We start from the raw sequence: 16,408 nt of genomic DNA, 5'->3' as shown, positions 1-16,408 counted from the left end.
TCTTTTCCATTCTGAAAATTTGGAAAAAAATGGAACGTAAGATCAAACTGATCCACCCGGCTTTGGATTTCGCCTTTTACATCGCAGTCTGTATCTCTTTGGTGATTGCTGTATTTGTTTCGATCCTATATCCCAATGTCATTTTGGAACAAGGCCTAAGCCATAGAATTTTTTACCTACATGTTCCAGTCGCCTGGGTTGCATTATACGGCCCACTGTTATCGTTTGTTTTTTCTCTGATTTATTTCATCAAAAAAGACCTGCTATGGGATCGGCTCGCATTTACTGCAAACCAACTTGCTTTTCTTTTTGCCTTAGGCGTTTTATTTTCCGGTCCCATTTGGGCATATAGTGCATGGGGAGTTCCTTGGGACAAAACAGATGCTAGGTTACAATCATTCTTTATTTTATGCCTTTCTCTCCTTAGTTATTTTATCTTTCGATATTTGGTTCCATCTCGCAAAAAAAAGGCCATCTTATCGGCTTATCTTTCTGTTCTTTGTGCTTTAAGTGCGGTTTTGACTTGGGGAGCCATTCGTTGGATTGAAAATCCTGGAAACCACCCGGGCAGTGTGCTTGGAAAGGGCGGAATGGATTCGGACATGAAACAAACGATGTGGCTCGGTGTTCTTGCTTACCATTTTTTGTTTTTGTTTCTCTTTTTCCTTTCGAACCGAAACGAAAAAATACAGGAAATTAAAAATCACCTTCGGTCCGAATTCAATTAATTGAAAAATGGAAACAAAAGAGTCACAACATACAATTCTCATTGTTGATGATGTTCCTGAAAATGTGGAACTTCTCAAATACCTTTTATCCCAAGAAGGTTTTAAGACATATACCGCCTATTCAGCAGAAGAGGCACGTTTGGTTTTACTCAATACCCGCATTGATACTTTATTATTAGATGTCAATATGCCAGAACAGGATGGCTTTTCCTTTTGTCGTGAACTTCGGGAAATGGATCAGTTTAAGCTTTTGCCCATTCTTTTTATCACTTCTATCGATCGTGAAGTTGGTTTCCAGGAAGCCATGAAAAATGGTGGTGATGATTTTATTAACAAACCTTTCAACAAACGAGAATTAGTTGCAAAAATTCATTCTGTGATCCGTTTGAAAGATTTACAGGACGAACTGTACCAACAAAAAAGTAGATACGAAAAAGAACTACAAACGGCAAGGCGTGTCCAAGACCAACTGATCCCGGAAAAAAGTTTTATTTGGAACGGAATCAAAGCCCAGACACTTTTCCATCCGTATTTACAAATTGGTGGTGATTTTGTAGACACTTGGATTGAAGAAAAAAAACTCCATATCGTGATTGCTGACTGTTCAGGGCATGGACCAAGTGCCGCCCTCATCGGTGCCATGTTCAAAATGCAATTATTCAATTTAGTTCCTAATATGGGTTTGAAGGAACGTGTTTCTCACCTTCGTAAAAATATGGAACTTGTACTTCCTGAGGATTATGCCATTACTTTTTGTTATGCGATCATTGATCAGGAATTAAAACTTTCCTATATCAATGGTGGTCATCCAGCTCCCATCATTTACATGGATGGAGAAACCAAATTATTAAAGGGGATGAGTCCTATGATTATGGGAATCAATATGATTACCAATGACGAAGTGCAATCGATCTCTTTAAAACAAGGCTCCAAGTTTTTTATGTACACGGATGGAGCAAGTGAAGCTATGAACTCCAAAATGGAATACATCACAGAAGAGGGTATGCGCGATATTTTTCAAAAATCTGTAAGTATTGGTGGGGATATCCTTCCCACAGTTCAAAATCAAATTTTAGAGTTTTGTGGAACTTCCACTCCGAATGACGATATGGCAATGGTGTGTATACAATTATGATCCCGAGTCCCCATTATAAAGGAAAGGTGAGAGATGTTTATGATCTTGGTTCTGAGTTATTACTAGTAGCAACGGATCGGATTTCTGCCTTTGATGTTGTATTTTCCGAACCTGTTGAAGACAAAGGGAAAGTCCTCACTCGAATTTCCACCCAATGGTTTCGTTATTTTTCGGATATAAACAACCATCTGATCACAGATGATGTTTCCCGTTTTCCAAAACCTTACCAAAATGAACCAAACCTGATTGGACGTTCTGTCCTTGTGAAAAAAGCAAAACGAATTGATTTTGAATGTGTGGTTCGTGGTTACCTCACAGGTTCTGCTTGGAAGGAATACCTACAATTGGGAACCATTGCGGAGACCGCTTACCCTAAGGGTTTACAAGAATCCTACCAATTTCCCACACCCATTTTCACACCCGCGAGGAAAAACGATGCTGGCCATGATGAAAATGTCAGTGAGAGCACAATGGAAAAGGAAGTGGGATCCGATTTATTCCAAAAAGTAAAAACGATCTCCCTCCACCTTTACGAAAAAGCCCACCAATTGATGGCAAAACAAGGGATCCTTCTTTGTGATACCAAATTTGAATTTGGGCTCATCGATGGAGAACCGGTTCTCATTGACGAAATTTTGACACCAGACTCTTCCCGGTATTGGGATGCGTCAACCTATGCCCTTGGGAAAACTCCCGCCAGTTTTGATAAACAAATCCTACGAAATTGGCTCGAATCCACCTCTTGGGATAAAAATCCACCACCCCCTAAACTCCCCGAATCCTTGATTCAGGAACTACGTAAAAAATACTTGGAATTGGAAGATAAAATCAATATATGTTTGTCGCAAAAATAAATGTTACCCTCAAAGAATCCGTCCTTGATCCCCAAGGCCAAACAGTGCTCCGTACCCTTCATGACCAAGGAAAAGGACAAGTCCAGGACTTACGTGTGGGAAAATACATTGAACTCAAACTCAATGCCTCTTCCTTAAAAGAGGCTGAATCGATCGCCAAGGAAATTTGTGAATCAGTCCTTGTGAACCAGGTGATTGAAACTTACAAACTGGTGGTTGAATCCCAATGAAAGTTCGGGTAGTCACCTTTCCTGGTTCCAATTGTGATAAAGATGTTGGATCCGTATTACATGACTATTTCCAGGCCGATGTCAATTACACCTGGTACAAAGAATCCTTTGATGATGTTCCTGATTTGGTTGTTTTACCTGGAGGGTTTTCCTTTGGAGATTACTTACGCTGCGGTGCTATGGCAAAATTCAGTGCATCCATGGAATCGGTTGTGAAGTATGCGAACAAAGGGGGAAAGGTTCTTGGAGTTTGTAACGGGTTCCAAATCCTTACCGAATCTGGACTACTTCCTGGTGCACTCTTACACAATCGAACTTTAAAATACATATGCAAAGATGTTGAACTTGTTCCAGTAAAAGAAAATGGTTTTGCAAAACATTTCCAAGGGAATCTTTCCATCCCAATTGCTCATGGAGAAGGTGCATACTTTGCTGACGCAGAAACTTTAGAACGATTAGAAAAAAATGGACAAGTTGTGTTTCGTTACCAGGAAAACCCAAATGGATCTTTACATGACATCGCTGGGATCTGTAATGAAAAAGGAAATGTTTTAGGAATGATGCCTCATCCGGAAAGAGCAATGAATCCTTTTACAGGGAAAATGGACGGCAAACAAATCTTAGAAGCTCTCTTAAAAAATTAGAATCTTTTCCTTTCCTTTTCTTGCTTTTTCGTCAAATATCCTTATAAGGATAGGTATGCGATTCCAAGAAGACTCAATAGACTGTGTGGATTTTATTCTCAAAAAAGATGAAGTCCTCACAATTATTCTCGGTGGGGGAAAGGGAACAAGGCTACTGCCTTTAACTGAAAAACGATCAAAACCCGCCGTGAGTTTTGGTGGTAAGTATAGACTCATCGACATTCCGATCTCCAATTCCCTGAACAGTGGATTCGAAAAAATTTTTATCCTAACACAGTTTAACTCGTATTCGCTGAACCGCCACATCAATCGAACGTATGCAACTAACAATATCCACCAAAAAAGTTTTGTAGAAATCATTGCTGCGGAACAAACCGTATCAAGTGCCAATTGGTTCGAAGGGACAGCGGATGCCGTAAGAAAGGTATTACCTTACATTCGTGAACAAAAACCAAAGTATGTTCTTATCCTTTCTGGTGACCAGTTGTACAATATGGACCTTGCCGACTTTATGCAGAGTCATTTGATGGACCCAGAAACCCAAATTTCTGTAGCAACCAATGCAATCCCTGAAGACCAAATTTATGGTCTGGGCATAGTCAAAGCAGGGGTTGGTGGCACCATCCAGGAATTCATTGAAAAACCACAGGACCTTTCTCAGGTAGAATATTGCCGCACAGAAAACGGGGCCTTCCTTGCAAACATGGGAATTTATATCTTCAACACATCTACGTTAATTGATGTTTTGGAAGACCGTAATATGGCAGATTTTGGAAAGGAAATTTTACCGAAGGCGATAAAAGAACGAAAAGTAAAAGCGTATACTTACGACGGTTACTGGGAAGACATCGGAACCATCAAAGCTTTTTATGAAGCCAATTTGATGTTAACCGATCATATCCCTAAATTCAATTTGTATTTAGAGAAAACCCCGATTTATACAAGGGCGAGGGCACTTCCACCGTCAAAGATCAATCAGGCGGTTGTGAACCAGGCGCTCATTTCGGAAGGTACCATCCTTAACCAATGTGAGGTGCACAGATCCATCATTGGGGTGAGGCAGCTCATTGCTTCTGGAACAAAAATCTACGATTCCATCATCATGGGTCTTGACCATTACGGGTACTTTGATCGTAAATCGGGAAAAATCCCAATTGGGATTGGACCTAACTGCGAAATACGGCGGACAATTGTCGATAAGGATTGTGCGATAGGCGCCAACGTTCGGCTGTTAAACGAACAAAACTTACAAGAGTACGAAGATGATTATATCCGGATCCGTGACGGGATTATCGTTGTGCCCAGACACTCTGCCATCCCAGATGGGTATTCTGTTTGAGTCAAAAATGACACAATTATGGATTTAGTTTGCCTAAAATGGGTCTAAATGGTTCCAAAAATGTGGAATTTTTCTTGCCAGTTTTGAACTTAGTTCTAAGTTGGAAGAAAGGGAACCATGTTCACAACGGAATCAACGGAAGGAAACCAGTTTTGGAACGAGACATACTTTGTCCCACATTTCCAACCCATCGTCAATGCCATCAATCGCTCTATTTCAGCCTATGAAGTCCTCGGCCGCCAGTTCAATCCAGAAGAGAACACCTACCATTCTTTAGGCGGGCTTTTCCATAACCGAGAACATGACCCTGTTCCGATTTACAATATTGACCGGATTTTAAGAGAGAAGGCAGTCCAAACCCTAAAGGAAAGTAACCTTCGGACAAAACTATTTTTCAATATGATGCCGAACTTCCTCTCTCGGGTACACAATACTGATTTATTTGCAGAAAATTTCCATATCATCCAACTCATCGAAAAGTATGGGATTGATCGCAACCAAGTAGTGATCGAAATCACTGAAGACGAATTTGATGGTTCGATCGAAAGGCTCATCCAAATTGTCCAAATTTTCAGGGATTATGGGTTAAAAATTGCCATCGATGATTTGGGGACAGGTTTTTCCAATTTAGAACGCATTGGGTATTTGCACCCCGACATCATGAAAGTGGACATCCGTATCATGAGGGAAAGTTTGAATAAAAACTCCTTCAAACAGGTCCTTGGAGCTATCTCGGAGATGTCTCAGAAATTAGGAAGCCAACTCCTATTTGAAGGGATTGAAACAGAAGAAGAGGTGAACCTTGCCCTTTCCATGGGTGCCAATCTCCTCCAAGGTTTCTATTTTTCGACTCCGAACCCACATTTTCTCAACCGCAATACGTTCTCCGACAAGATGAAAACTGTCCTCGAAAACTTTTCGAGTGTTCGTTCTCGTGAACTTCGGGAAAAGGGAATCCGAGAACAAAAGATCATCGACCAATTACAAGACTTGTTTTATGAACTCTCTGATTCGAGTGAAGAAGATTTCCCCTACCGGTTTGGACAAATCCTAGGTTCCCTTCCACGGGAGATCTTAAAGGTGTTTGTCTGTGACGGGGAAGGTTACCAAATCACACCAACCTATGATTTGGATCGTATGAATGGTGGGTATTTGGAACGGTCTAGGCAAATTGGAAACAACTACGCTTGGAAACCTTATTTTTTGAAACACAAAGAGGAATCAGAGCGGTTTCGCAAAAAATGGGGAGTGACATACCCTCTGTATGACATCAACAACCAAAATCAGTATGTTATCTTTACCTTTTCTCTCATGGCAGGGAAGATCCTTGTGGCACAGGTGAGTTGGTCGGAATAGAATCTTGTTTTTTTTGAGTGGTCGATTTTCCTGGTAGTAGGGATTCGTCTATAATATAGAATCATTCTAAATATAAAAAACAGGATACCACCTTGTCCGCAATTCTCGAAATCAAATCTCTACATGCCAATGTCGGAGACAAACAGATCCTCCGAGGGGTCAATTTAACCATCGGAGCAGGAGAAGTCCATGCCATCATGGGGCCCAATGGTTCTGGGAAAAGTACCCTTTCCAATGTGATCCTCGGCCATCCAAAATACAATGTTACCTCGGGGGACATCCTCTTTCGAGGAGAATCGATCTTAAAACTTTCTACAGACGAAAGGGCAAGGTTAGGTTTATTTTTATCGTTCCAATACCCAACAGCACTTCCGGGTGTCACCATCGGGAATTTTTTAAAATCCATTTTAAAAGCACACCGCGGAAAAGAACTCCCTGTCAAAGAATTCAAACAAGAATTAAAAACCGCAATGGATCTTTTGGAAGTCCCTCAATCGTTTATCGGACGTTATGTGAATGATGGGTTCTCTGGTGGAGAGAAAAAACGAGCTGAAATTTTACAAATGAGTTTACTAAAACCTGTGTTATCGATTTTAGATGAAACTGATTCTGGGTTAGATATCGATGCTCTAAGGATTGTTTCCGAAGGGATCAATGCAAATAGAAACCCAGAGAGATCTATTTTACTCATCACTCATTACCAAAGGATGCTGAACTATATTGTTCCTGATTTTGTCCATGTGTTTGCTGATGGAAGGATATTGGAAACAGGTGGAAAAGACCTATCACTCAAATTAGAAGAAGTAGGTTATGATTGGATATTGGAGAGAGAAGGGGTCAAATGAATTCCTTACTCAACAAACAACAGTTTACCATCGACCAGAATAAGCGAAATCAGTTTTGTCGTTCTCTCATACAAACTTGGGAAACATTATCTCTTCCCGCTGAAAAAGAGGAATCCTATCGTAAATTTCCGATCAGTGCTCTAGATTGGAAGGAACTGGGATTTGACCCCCAAGAGAAAAAAACGAAGATTGAGGATTCTACAAATTCTGTTGAAAAGGATTTGGTAAGTGAAACAATCCTAAATGATATTTTTGGTTTGTTACAACAATACCTACCAAAGGATTATTTTAGTTATCTCTCTGTTTTACAATCACCTGGGATTCAGTTTTTCATTTGTGAAGACGGACTAGTGACTCCCATTGATTCATCATTAGGTGATGAACCGAAATTTTTTTTCCGAATTTTTTATGTTCCCAAAGGGAAATTTTCGCAAATCCATTTAAAAACACAATCTAACCACAAGTCAGATTCACTCCATTTGCAAACAGGAATTGATGTTTTTATTTCAGACAAAGATTCACAAGTTGAGATTTTGGATGAAGAAAATTATGATGAAGACTTAGTCCAGTTCCGAACTGTACTTTTACTATCCAAAGAAAATACATCAGTAAAATACCATCATTTTCCATTTGGTGGGTTTCGTTCTAAATTATTATTGCACTCTCACTTATTAGGAAACGGTTCAGAAGTGACAGTGGATGGGGTTTCTGCATTAGGAAAAAGGAATCTGAAGGATTTGGATATGGAAATGCACCACCATGCAGACCATACTACAAGTAAAATTACCTATAAGGCAATTGTGACTGATCGTTCCCATCATGTATTTACAGGAAATCTGATCATTCCACCTAACTTAAAGAAGGTAGTGGCTCACCAAGAATCATTTAACCTTTCTTTAAACAAAAAGGCAAGAGCAGAAGCAAATCCAAAATTGGAAGTCCTAGCAGAAGACGTATCCTGTACCCATGGAGCCACCGTTGGTGACATTGATGAAGAACAATACTTTTATTTATTATCGAGAGGATTAAGTCCTGAAGAATCTAAGTCTTTACTTGTGACTGCCTTTTATGGAGAGACCATACATTCGATTGGATTCAAAGAGGAAGTAAAACTGGATTTGGAATCTTCTATTCATACCATTCTCGTGGGAGGGAAATGATGGCGTTTAAAAAATTAGTTTCCATTGGGGAAATTGAAGAAGGTAAATTAACTGTCATCAAAACCCGACATTTTTCCGTTGTGGTCACAAAATGGGAAAACGAATATTATGCCTTTGAAGATTCTTGTACTCACGATGGCGAAGAAATTTCCTGCGGGAAGTTGGAAGGTTGTGTCATCACTTGCCCTCGCCATTTTGCAAAATTTGATATCAGAAATGGGAATGTTTTAGCTCTCCCAGCCACAGAACCACTCACTACGTTTCCGACAAAAGTGAATGGAGAAGACTTAGAAGTGGATTTGGAGTCTGTATGAGTTTGGACCCTTACCAACTTCGAAAAGATTTTCCGATCCTTTCCCAAACGATGCCGAATGGGAAACCTCTTGTTTACTTAGACAATGGAGCAACCTCGCAAAAACCACTTAGTGTCATTCAGGCAACAAATGACTATTATGCGAAAGAAAATGCAAACATCCATCGGGGTGTGTATTATCTTTCCCAACATGCCACTGAACTTTTTGAACGAACAAGGATCAAAACATCCCATTTTTTCCAAGCACAATGTGCAAAGGCAATTATTTTCACCCGGGGAACAACAGATGCGATCAATTTAGTGGCACAAACTTATGGACGGGTCAATGTCTCTGAAGGCGATGAGATTGTTTTATCAGTCCAAGAACACCATTCCAATTTAGTTCCATGGCAAATGTTGGCACGTGAAAAAAAAGCATTTTTAAAATTCATTCCAATCCTTCCTGATACTACCTACGACTTATCAAAGTTAAGTGAAATTATCACCAAACGAACTAAAATAGTAGCAATTAGCCAAATGTCAAATGTCACAGGAACGGTTCATGATCTGCGAAAGATCATTGATCGGGCAAGGCAAGTTGGCGCCAAAGTACTCGTTGATGGTGCGCAGGCCGCTTGTCATATGCCCATTCACTTAGTGGATTTAGATGTGGATTTTTATGCTTTTTCTGCCCACAAGATGCTTGGTCCCACTGGAGTTGGTGTACTATTTGGGAAAGAAGAAATTTTAGAAGCCATGCCACCTTGGTTAGGTGGGGGCGATATGATTGAGTCAGTGGAATTGGAAAGTTCTACTTACGCAGCACTTCCTGCGAAATTAGAAGCAGGTACCCCAAACATAGCAGGTGTCATTGGTTTTTCTCATGCCTTGGATTATTTACAAAAAGTAGGAATGCAGAATATCAAAAACCACGAACGGATGTTAACCGAATATGCTTTGGAACGATTTCAAAAGATCGGTGGTCTTACCATTTATGGAACAGAGGATTTGGACAAACGTGGTGGTGTCATTTCCTTCACTTTAGATGGAATCCACCCTCATGATGTTGGTTCCATCTTAGATGAAGAAGGAGTGGCCATCCGTGTGGGACACCACTGTTGCCAACCTCTTATGAAACAGTTCCAAATTCCAGGAACCTGTCGGGCATCGTTCTATTTTTATAATACAAAAGAAGACATTGATGTTCTCATAAAATCCATTGAGAAGGTAAAATCAATATTTGGTCGTGTCGTTAGAAAATAATACATTCCAAGATTTTCTAAAATGGAAATCCTATGCGCTTTGGCGAAAACCAGAGGAAACTGTTTTAGAAGTTTCGGCATTGAATCCCTTATGTGGGGATGAAGTGAAATTGTATTACCGAGAAGGAGAGGATAGGATCAGAATTTTGGGTGTATCTGGTGAATCCTGTTCGATTTGTTCGGCTTCTCTTGGTTTTTTATTCAAACACCAAACTGAATTTCAAAAAGATAAGTTCCTTTCTTACTTGAGTGAACGTAAAAATTTTTTAGAGGGAGATGAAACTTCCTTGTTTGGAGATTTAGAAGAGATAACATTCTTTCGGAATGTGAAAACTCATCCCAGTCGTTACCGTTGTGCCCTTTTGCCCTGGCAAACTCTATTAAAAATCATTGAGGTAAACCATGATCCGAGATCCTGAAACAGAAAAAGAGTGGGAAGTGTATCATAGTATTCGATCAGTCGAAGACCCTGAGATTGGCATTTCTCTTGTTGAACTTGGATTGATTTATGATGTGAAAGTAGAAGGGGAAAAAGCAGAAGTTACAATGACTTATACTTCTCTTGCTTGCCCAGCCGGTCCACAGATGAAACAAGACATTGAAAATCATGCACTGCGCGTGGAAGGAATTTCAGAAGTAGTGGTACATGTTGTCTGGAATCCAAAATGGGAACCCAGATCCATGGCAAGTGAAGAAGCTAAAATGCAAATGGGGATATTCGATTGAGTTTGTTTTTTGGCAAAAAGAGATCGTTCCTCTTCTTATTCCTCGGTTTGTTATCATTTGGAAGTTGTGAAACTATCCAAACGTTTTTAGGTAATAAAGAGAAAACCACTGAGTTATCTCCTTCCATTCCTCAAATCCAAGGTGCTTCACTCAAAAGAGATCGTTATGAGTTGATTGGTCGTGAGTTTATGATTGCAACCGACCATCCTCTTGCTTCCCAAGCTGGGGTTGAAGTTTGGAAACAAGGTGGAAATGTTGTGGATGTTTTTGCAGCCGCAAGTTTTGCCATCTCTGTCTTAAGACCACAATCCACTGGGTTACTTGGCGGTGGATTTGCCATTGTTTACCTTCCCAAAAAAGGGAAATGGGCTTATGATTTCCGAGAACGTTCCCCAAAAAAAGGAATTGCTTCTTTTTATACAAAACCTGATGGATCAGCCGATACAGAAAAAATTAGCAAAGGTCCGTTTAGTGCCGGGGTTCCTGGAAATGTTCAAGGGATTCTAAAAATCCAAAAACAACATGGAAAACTTCCCATCACAGATGTAATCGCACCTGCTATGCGTTATGCGAAAAATGGGTTTGCCGTGTATGCAGATTTAGCCAATGTGATTTCAAAAGTTTGGCCAAATATGAATCCATCGATGCAAAAGGTTTTTGGAATTGACAACCGTCCCATTCGAGAAGGGGAACTTCTTGTACAAAATGATTTGTTCCAAACATTAAGCCGGATTGCAGAAAAGGAAGAGAAAGAATGGATCGATGGAGAAACAACTAGGTTAGTTACTGAATACTACAAAGAATTTGATAGCTTCATCAGTGAAGAGGATTGGAAAGAATACCAAGTCAAACAGATGGAACCATTGAGTAGTTCTGTATGGGGATACCAAATGTTGACTATGCCTCCTCCTAGTTCTGGTGTACATTTGATCACATTGATGTTATTGAAAGCAGAGATGGCAAAACGCCAATCCTTTCCCAAAGGCCAAGTGGGTGAAATGATACAAATCACGGAAGCAATGCGAGTTGCCTACAGAGATAGAGCAGAGTTAGGTGGAGATCCAAATTTTACAGAAGTTCCGGTCGCAAAACTAATCTCCTTCCCGTACATCCAGGAGGAAGTGAATGAAATCGAAAAAAAGGTAGTCTCTGGAAATTGGAAACCCATTCAAAAACCGATCGAACCAAAGGATTCTTATAATACCACTCATATCTCTGTGATGGACAAGGAAGGGAATGCAGTATCTTCCACACAATCCATCAATGGAATCTTTGGTGCCATTCAAATGGTTCCTGGAACTGGTCTTGTTTTGAATAATACGATGGATGATTTTTCTATAGCACCTGGTGTTCCGAATTTATACGGGCTTGTTGGTTCGAATGCCAATGCCATAGCGCCAGGGAAAACACCTCTTTCGAGTATGAGTCCAACCATTCTATTGGAACCAAATGGAAATACAAAATTAGTCATTGGTGCTCCTGGTGGTTCTCATATTCCTACCTCCATTTTTAACACGTTGTATCACTATTTGATTCAAAAACGAAACTTATATGAAAGTGTTTCTTTTCCACGCATCCACCACCAATACCAACCTGATACATTATTTTTGGATCCTGAATTAAAAGGAACGTTTCCTGAAACGGAACTTCCCTTTTACCAAGTCCAATATGGTAGGCACCGTGCGAAGGTATTTGTTGTGTCAAAAGAAGGAGACAAACTCATAGGTGTCTCTGACCCGAAAGGGGAAGGTGTTCCATTAGGTTTTTAATCGATGAAAGCAAAATTATTAAAATCAAAACAGAAAAATTCAACGGTTTCCCTTTTTTCAAAGGAATACAAAGATTGTCTACTCAGTGCCAAACATGGTTTAGAAAGAGAAAGTGTGCGAGTAGATGAAAAAGCATTTTTTTCACAATCACCTCATCCAAAATCGTTAGGTTCTAGTTTAACTCATCCTCTCATTAAAACCGATTTTGCAGAGGCACAAATTGAGTATGCAACTAACATACACAAAACGATTCCAGATGCCCTTATGGAACTCACTGAGCTCCATGCTTTTACTGCTAAAAATTTAGGAAAAGAATACCTATGGCCGTTTAGTATGCCACCTGTTTTGCCAAAAGAGAATAAAATTGAAGTTGGTCAGTACGGAACTTCAAATGAAGGGCGTAAAAAAACTATTTATCGAAATGGTTTGGGGCATCGTTACGGAAAAAAAATGCAAACGATTTCGGGAGTCCATTACAACGTATCATTTGATACTTGTATGTTGTCTGTCGTTTCTGAAAAAAGATTTCAAAAACCACTGACCAAAGAAACAAAATCACAAATTTATTTTGATACCATTCGTAATTTTTATCGGATTTCACCAGCACTTTTGTATTTATTCGGATCTTCTAGCTTAACAGATACAACCTTTGTTGATTCTCCGAATGCATTCAAAAACTTACGCAAGTTAGATTCTAAAACTTTGAATGCACCATATTCCACTACTTTACGGTTATCGAATATTGGTTATACTAGTAAAGTGCAAGGCAAATACCCAATTTCCGTGAATTCCTTAAAGGAATATGCATCGGACATGTGCCAAGTTGTATCAAAAACGTACGCACCTTACAAAAAATTCAACACGAAAGCAACCAATCAATTGAATGACTTTGTCTTACAATTGGAAAATGAATATTACTCATTGGTTAGGCCAAAACAAGTTCCAAAAGGTGAGGAAAGGGTTGTAGATGCACTGGTGGAACGGGGAGTCGAATACTTGGAATTAAGACTTCTTGATTTAGATCCTTTTTCGGCCATTGGAGTAGAAGAAACTAGACTCTATTTCCTCCATATGGTTCTCCTTTACTGTATGTTAAACGAGTCTCCAAAAGCTGATGCAATGGAAATGGCAAATTGGAGAAAAAACCAGGAACTCACAACTTGGTTCGGCCGAAAACCAGAAACAAAGGTTTTTTTGTTTGGAAAAGAGATTCTCCTTCGAGACATGGTGCACCAGCTTTTTGTCGACTTACAGCCGATTGCTGATCTATTGGATGATAATGATGCGAGTGGTCCTTTTAGTCGGGCTTGGGAAACACAATGGGAAAAATGGGATGATCCTTCATTCCTTGGTGCAACCATGTCGGAATTGGATTTAAAGATCCATAAAACGAGTTTCCGAGAATTTGGATTGGCTCTTGCCAAATCACATAAAGCTGAACTCTTACAAGTGGGTCTTTCTCCCAATCGTATCAAATATTACGAAGACCTAAGTGAACAATCGATATATGAACAGAAAAAAATCGAAACCTTAGAAGGAAGCCACCTTAAAAAAAACCAAAAACCCATACAAATTAAACCGCTAAAACTTTGTAGTGAGGTTTAACGTGACAGAACCAAAACCATTATTACCAGGTTGGGAAGACTTAGAAATATCGACTCAAATTATCATACGTGATGCAATCAGTAGAGGAATCGAAGTAGAAGTAATCGATCGTAAGGAAAATTTTTTACGTTTGGTCAAGGGCAATCATTCAGAATTTGTAAAAGAAGCTAGCAAAACACGTTTGGATAGTTTGATGACCTATTTGGTGATGGAAAATAAAATTGCCTCCAAACTGGTGTTAAGTGAAAATCGCGTTAGAGTTCCCATTGGAAAAGATTATTCTCGAATGGAAGATGCTTTGTTGGATTATCCACTCTTTCAATCTAAAAAAAAGGTGATAAAACCTGTCACAACAAATTTTGGAATTGGAATTGGTATATCGAATCCAAATGATTCTTTGGAAAAATTCACTTTTTTTGTCAAACAAGCCTTTTCATTTTCGAATTCAGTCATTGTGGAAGAATTTATAGAAGGTCCTGAATACCGTTTTTTGGTATTAGGTGATGAAGTTGTGGCAGTTTGTAACCGTGTTCCTGCCAATGTGGTAGGGGATGGTATTCATACCATTCGGGAACTCATCGAAACAAAAAACAAGGATCCAAGACGTGGGGAAGGCCATATCACTTCTTTAGAAAAAATCCAAATGTCTGAAACGGAAAGTTTAGTTCTTTCTGATTCTGGATTAACATTCGACTCGGTTCCAAAAAAAGATGAACAAGTATTTTTAAGAAAAAATTCCAATATATCAACTGGTGGTGATTCTATCGATGTAACTGATTTGGTTCACCCTGAGTTTAAAACCATTGCTTTAAATGCAGCAAAGGCTGCTTCTGCGGTCATTTGTGGGATTGATATCATCTCCAGTGCGATTACGGAAAAACCAAATCCAGAACATTATGCAGTATTAGAAATTAATTTTAATCCTGTGTTGTACATCCATGAATTTCCTTATGCAGGAAAACCAAGAGCTGTTGGAGATAAAATTCTCGATTTATTAGGATTTACGTAAATTTGTTTCGAAGGTAGTCGATGATGTCGAGAGATTCATACATTTTTGTCTCTCCGTCAACAAGGAAAGGGACTTGTGAAATGCCACCTAACTTGATGACTTCGTCCCTGCCTTGTGTGCCATGCCTAGCCTCTACCAAAATATAATCCTTACCTTCTGTCAAACCTAGTGTGTGTATGGCTTGCCTAACACGGTAACAATAAGGACAGGAGTCATATTGGTAGAGACGGATCATGGGATTAACCTACTTTTTTTTTGAGTTCCCCAGATTGAGCCATTTGTACCGTGATGTCATGACCACCCACAAATTCTCCATTGATATAAAGTTGAGGGATGGTTGGCCAATTGGTGTATTCTTTAATTCCTTCTCTAACTTTCATGTCGGAAAGAACATTAAAAGAACCAAATGGAATCCCTTGTTGTTTTAAGGTTGAGACGACACCGGCAGAAAATCCGCATTGTGGCATTTCTGGTGTTCCTTTCATAAAAAGAAAAACCTTTTCTGATTTGATTAACGATTCAATTTTATCTTTTAACTCTTGTTCCATGATTATTCACTCCTTGTTTCCAATGCTAAAGCATGGATTTCTTCTTTTAATTCTTCTTTTAAAGTAGCATACACCATTCGGTGTTGTTCAATGAGACCCTTACCGTTAAATCCTTTGTAAGTGACAACAGCTTTGATATGAACACCGTCACGGTAAGGATCTAATATTTCAACAGTACAACCTGGCAAACCCTCTTCTATTTTTTTTTGGATTTCTGGAATGGTCATCCTACAATTTTCCTCCCAACCATGAGTTGTGGGCTTTGATAAATTCAATGTATTCTTTTGGCACTTCTGGTAAAACAGAATTCTTTACTGATGGTAAAGAAAGTAGTGTATCACTCCAAATTTTGATTTTTGGAAATCCACTCACTAGATCAAATGAGGCTCCTTTGGATTTTAGAAAATCCAAACGCATGAAAAAAGGTGCATAGGCAGTATCAACCAGGTGCATGGAATCACCTGCAAAGAATAACTTTCCATCTTTGGGGTTTGGTAAAACAGGTTCTAAGATTTTAAATTTCGAAAGAATTTCGTCCCTTTTTTTGTTGGATTCTGCCTCATCTTTTGACATGGTCCATAAATATTGGTCAACCAGTAAGGCACTTGCAAATTCTGCCCAAGCTCTATGTTTTGCTTTTACCAATGGGTCTTTTGGATGGAGGCTCGGAAGGTTTGTTTCATCCAAATATTCGTTAATCACCGCAGATTCAAACAACACTTCTTCTCCCACTACAAGCACCGGAACCCGCCCAAAAGGTGAAATTTTTAAAAACCAATCTGGTTTATTTGCTAAATCAATGTATTTGATTTCATAATCTACTTTTTTTTCTAATAGGTTAATCACTGAACGTTGGACATAGGGACAAAGTTTGAAGCTGATGAGTGTTGGTTTTACCATACAAAT

At 39.3% G+C, this 16,408-nt stretch carries 20 protein-coding genes; 16 read left to right on the top strand and 4 right to left on the bottom strand.

Annotation, left to right across the window (positions count from 1 at the left end; genetic code table 11):
* Window positions 1–29: 29 nt before the first annotated feature.
* From ccsA to gshAB, 16 genes are all read left to right on the top strand, one after another.
* Window positions 30–728, top strand: a complete 699-nt coding sequence (gene ccsA / locus ND812_RS12230) for a cytochrome c biogenesis protein CcsA (protein WP_265375679.1) — start codon at window positions 30–32, stop codon at window positions 726–728.
* Between the two features lie 7 nt (window positions 729–735).
* Window positions 736–1,863, top strand: a complete 1,128-nt coding sequence (locus ND812_RS12225) for a PP2C family protein-serine/threonine phosphatase (RefSeq protein WP_265375678.1) — start codon at window positions 736–738, stop codon at window positions 1,861–1,863.
* Window positions 1,860–2,717 (top strand): phosphoribosylaminoimidazolesuccinocarboxamide synthase, encoded by an 858-nt coding sequence (locus ND812_RS12220; protein WP_265375677.1) that lies wholly within the window; start codon window positions 1,860–1,862, stop codon window positions 2,715–2,717. The genes ND812_RS12225 and ND812_RS12220 overlap by 4 nt, the downstream gene beginning before the upstream one ends.
* Window positions 2,699–2,947: a phosphoribosylformylglycinamidine synthase subunit PurS gene (gene purS / locus ND812_RS12215; RefSeq protein WP_135592245.1), complete on the top strand. Its 249-nt coding sequence runs from the start codon at window positions 2,699–2,701 to the stop codon at window positions 2,945–2,947. Before ND812_RS12220 ends, purS begins: the two co-directional genes overlap by 19 nt.
* Window positions 2,944–3,591, top strand: a complete 648-nt coding sequence (purQ, locus tag ND812_RS12210; protein ID WP_100727873.1) for a phosphoribosylformylglycinamidine synthase subunit PurQ — start codon at window positions 2,944–2,946, stop codon at window positions 3,589–3,591. Before purS ends, purQ begins: the two co-directional genes overlap by 4 nt.
* Before the next feature lie 55 nt (window positions 3,592–3,646).
* Window positions 3,647–4,930, top strand: coding sequence for a sugar phosphate nucleotidyltransferase (locus ND812_RS12205; RefSeq protein WP_265375676.1), 1,284 nt, complete (start codon window positions 3,647–3,649; stop codon window positions 4,928–4,930).
* A gap of 117 nt (window positions 4,931–5,047) precedes the next feature.
* Window positions 5,048–6,286, top strand: coding sequence for an EAL domain-containing protein (locus ND812_RS12200; RefSeq protein ID WP_265375675.1), 1,239 nt, complete (start codon window positions 5,048–5,050; stop codon window positions 6,284–6,286).
* 92 nt (window positions 6,287–6,378) lie between these two features.
* Window positions 6,379–7,131, top strand: coding sequence for a Fe-S cluster assembly ATPase SufC (sufC, locus tag ND812_RS12195; protein ID WP_108958640.1), 753 nt, complete (start codon window positions 6,379–6,381; stop codon window positions 7,129–7,131).
* Entirely contained in the window at window positions 7,128–8,291 is a 1,164-nt protein-coding gene (locus ND812_RS12190; RefSeq protein ID WP_265375674.1) for a SufD family Fe-S cluster assembly protein, read from the top strand. Before sufC ends, ND812_RS12190 begins: the two co-directional genes overlap by 4 nt.
* Window positions 8,291–8,605, top strand: a complete 315-nt coding sequence (locus ND812_RS12185) for a Rieske (2Fe-2S) protein (RefSeq protein WP_265375673.1) — start codon at window positions 8,291–8,293, stop codon at window positions 8,603–8,605. The genes ND812_RS12190 and ND812_RS12185 overlap by 1 nt, the downstream gene beginning before the upstream one ends.
* Complete coding sequence (locus ND812_RS12180) at window positions 8,602–9,846, top strand: cysteine desulfurase (protein WP_265375672.1); 1,245 nt, start codon at window positions 8,602–8,604, stop codon at window positions 9,844–9,846. Before ND812_RS12185 ends, ND812_RS12180 begins: the two co-directional genes overlap by 4 nt.
* Window positions 9,830–10,264, top strand: a complete 435-nt coding sequence (locus ND812_RS12175; RefSeq protein WP_265375671.1) for an iron-sulfur cluster assembly scaffold protein — start codon at window positions 9,830–9,832, stop codon at window positions 10,262–10,264. The genes ND812_RS12180 and ND812_RS12175 overlap by 17 nt, the downstream gene beginning before the upstream one ends.
* Window positions 10,248–10,571, top strand: a complete 324-nt coding sequence (locus ND812_RS12170; protein ID WP_135604126.1) for a metal-sulfur cluster assembly factor — start codon at window positions 10,248–10,250, stop codon at window positions 10,569–10,571. Before ND812_RS12175 ends, ND812_RS12170 begins: the two co-directional genes overlap by 17 nt.
* Complete coding sequence (ggt, locus tag ND812_RS12165; protein WP_265375670.1) at window positions 10,568–12,340, top strand: gamma-glutamyltransferase; 1,773 nt, start codon at window positions 10,568–10,570, stop codon at window positions 12,338–12,340. Before ND812_RS12170 ends, ggt begins: the two co-directional genes overlap by 4 nt.
* A gap of 3 nt (window positions 12,341–12,343) precedes the next feature.
* Window positions 12,344–13,945 carry a glutamate--cysteine ligase gene (gshA, locus tag ND812_RS12160; RefSeq protein ID WP_265375669.1) on the top strand — a complete coding sequence of 534 codons (1,602 nt, stop codon included), beginning with the start codon at window positions 12,344–12,346 and terminating at the stop codon, window positions 13,943–13,945.
* A 1-nt stretch (window position 13,946) separates the two neighbouring features.
* Window positions 13,947–14,954 carry a bifunctional glutamate--cysteine ligase GshA/glutathione synthetase GshB gene (gene gshAB, locus ND812_RS12155; protein WP_265375668.1) on the top strand — a complete coding sequence of 336 codons (1,008 nt, stop codon included), beginning with the start codon at window positions 13,947–13,949 and terminating at the stop codon, window positions 14,952–14,954.
* Here gshAB and ND812_RS12150 read toward each other — a convergent pair.
* Genes ND812_RS12150 through ND812_RS12135 form a run of 4 tightly spaced genes read right to left on the bottom strand, consistent with a single transcriptional unit; the run spans window position 14,947 to window position 16,402 of the window.
* Window positions 14,947–15,189 (bottom strand): glutathione S-transferase N-terminal domain-containing protein, encoded by a 243-nt coding sequence (locus ND812_RS12150; protein WP_265375667.1) that lies wholly within the window; start codon window positions 15,187–15,189, stop codon window positions 14,947–14,949. The two genes, gshAB and ND812_RS12150, sit on opposite strands and share 8 nt — an antisense overlap.
* 4 nt (window positions 15,190–15,193) lie before the next feature.
* Window positions 15,194–15,502, bottom strand: coding sequence for a Grx4 family monothiol glutaredoxin (grxD, locus tag ND812_RS12145; RefSeq protein ID WP_015678202.1), 309 nt, complete (start codon window positions 15,500–15,502; stop codon window positions 15,194–15,196).
* A gap of 2 nt (window positions 15,503–15,504) precedes the next feature.
* Entirely contained in the window at window positions 15,505–15,729 is a 225-nt protein-coding gene (locus ND812_RS12140; RefSeq protein WP_100727861.1) for a BolA/IbaG family iron-sulfur metabolism protein, read from the bottom strand.
* A 1-nt stretch (window position 15,730) separates the two neighbouring features.
* Window positions 15,731–16,402 carry a glutathione S-transferase family protein gene (locus tag ND812_RS12135; protein ID WP_265375666.1) on the bottom strand — a complete coding sequence of 224 codons (672 nt, stop codon included), beginning with the start codon at window positions 16,400–16,402 and terminating at the stop codon, window positions 15,731–15,733.
* Window positions 16,403–16,408 lie beyond the last annotated feature (6 nt).

Source organism: Leptospira limi, from assembly GCF_026151395.1.
Lineage (GTDB): Bacteria > Spirochaetota > Leptospiria > Leptospirales > Leptospiraceae > Leptospira_A > Leptospira_A limi.
Note: the sequence above shows the minus strand (reverse complement) of the source record. Positions and strands in the feature narration are given on the sequence as shown.

Excerpts from the sequence above, each read along its gene's own strand:
- ND812_RS12170 (WP_135604126.1), top strand. The coding sequence starts at position 10,248 with ATGATCCGAGATCCTGAAACAGAAAAAGAGTGGGAAGTGTATCATAGT.
- ND812_RS12225 (WP_265375678.1), top strand. The coding sequence starts at position 736 with ATGGAAACAAAAGAGTCACAACATACAATTCTCATTGTTGATGATGTT.
- purS (WP_135592245.1), top strand. The coding sequence starts at position 2,699 with ATGTTTGTCGCAAAAATAAATGTTACCCTCAAAGAATCCGTCCTTGAT.
- ND812_RS12180 (WP_265375672.1), top strand. The coding sequence starts at position 8,602 with ATGAGTTTGGACCCTTACCAACTTCGAAAAGATTTTCCGATCCTTTCC.
- ND812_RS12135 (WP_265375666.1), bottom strand. The coding sequence starts at position 16,402 with ATGGTAAAACCAACACTCATCAGCTTCAAACTTTGTCCCTATGTCCAA.
- ND812_RS12205 (WP_265375676.1), top strand. The coding sequence starts at position 3,647 with ATGCGATTCCAAGAAGACTCAATAGACTGTGTGGATTTTATTCTCAAA.
- ND812_RS12200 (WP_265375675.1), top strand. The coding sequence starts at position 5,048 with ATGTTCACAACGGAATCAACGGAAGGAAACCAGTTTTGGAACGAGACA.
- ND812_RS12140 (WP_100727861.1), bottom strand. The coding sequence starts at position 15,729 with ATGACCATTCCAGAAATCCAAAAAAAAATAGAAGAGGGTTTGCCAGGT.
- ccsA (WP_265375679.1), top strand. The coding sequence starts at position 30 with ATGGAACGTAAGATCAAACTGATCCACCCGGCTTTGGATTTCGCCTTT.
- ND812_RS12220 (WP_265375677.1), top strand. The coding sequence starts at position 1,860 with ATGATCCCGAGTCCCCATTATAAAGGAAAGGTGAGAGATGTTTATGAT.
- gshA (WP_265375669.1), top strand. The coding sequence starts at position 12,344 with ATGAAAGCAAAATTATTAAAATCAAAACAGAAAAATTCAACGGTTTCC.
- grxD (WP_015678202.1), bottom strand. The coding sequence starts at position 15,502 with ATGGAACAAGAGTTAAAAGATAAAATTGAATCGTTAATCAAATCAGAA.
- purQ (WP_100727873.1), top strand. The coding sequence starts at position 2,944 with ATGAAAGTTCGGGTAGTCACCTTTCCTGGTTCCAATTGTGATAAAGAT.
- ND812_RS12190 (WP_265375674.1), top strand. The coding sequence starts at position 7,128 with ATGAATTCCTTACTCAACAAACAACAGTTTACCATCGACCAGAATAAG.
- ND812_RS12150 (WP_265375667.1), bottom strand. The coding sequence starts at position 15,189 with ATGATCCGTCTCTACCAATATGACTCCTGTCCTTATTGTTACCGTGTT.
- ND812_RS12185 (WP_265375673.1), top strand. The coding sequence starts at position 8,291 with ATGGCGTTTAAAAAATTAGTTTCCATTGGGGAAATTGAAGAAGGTAAA.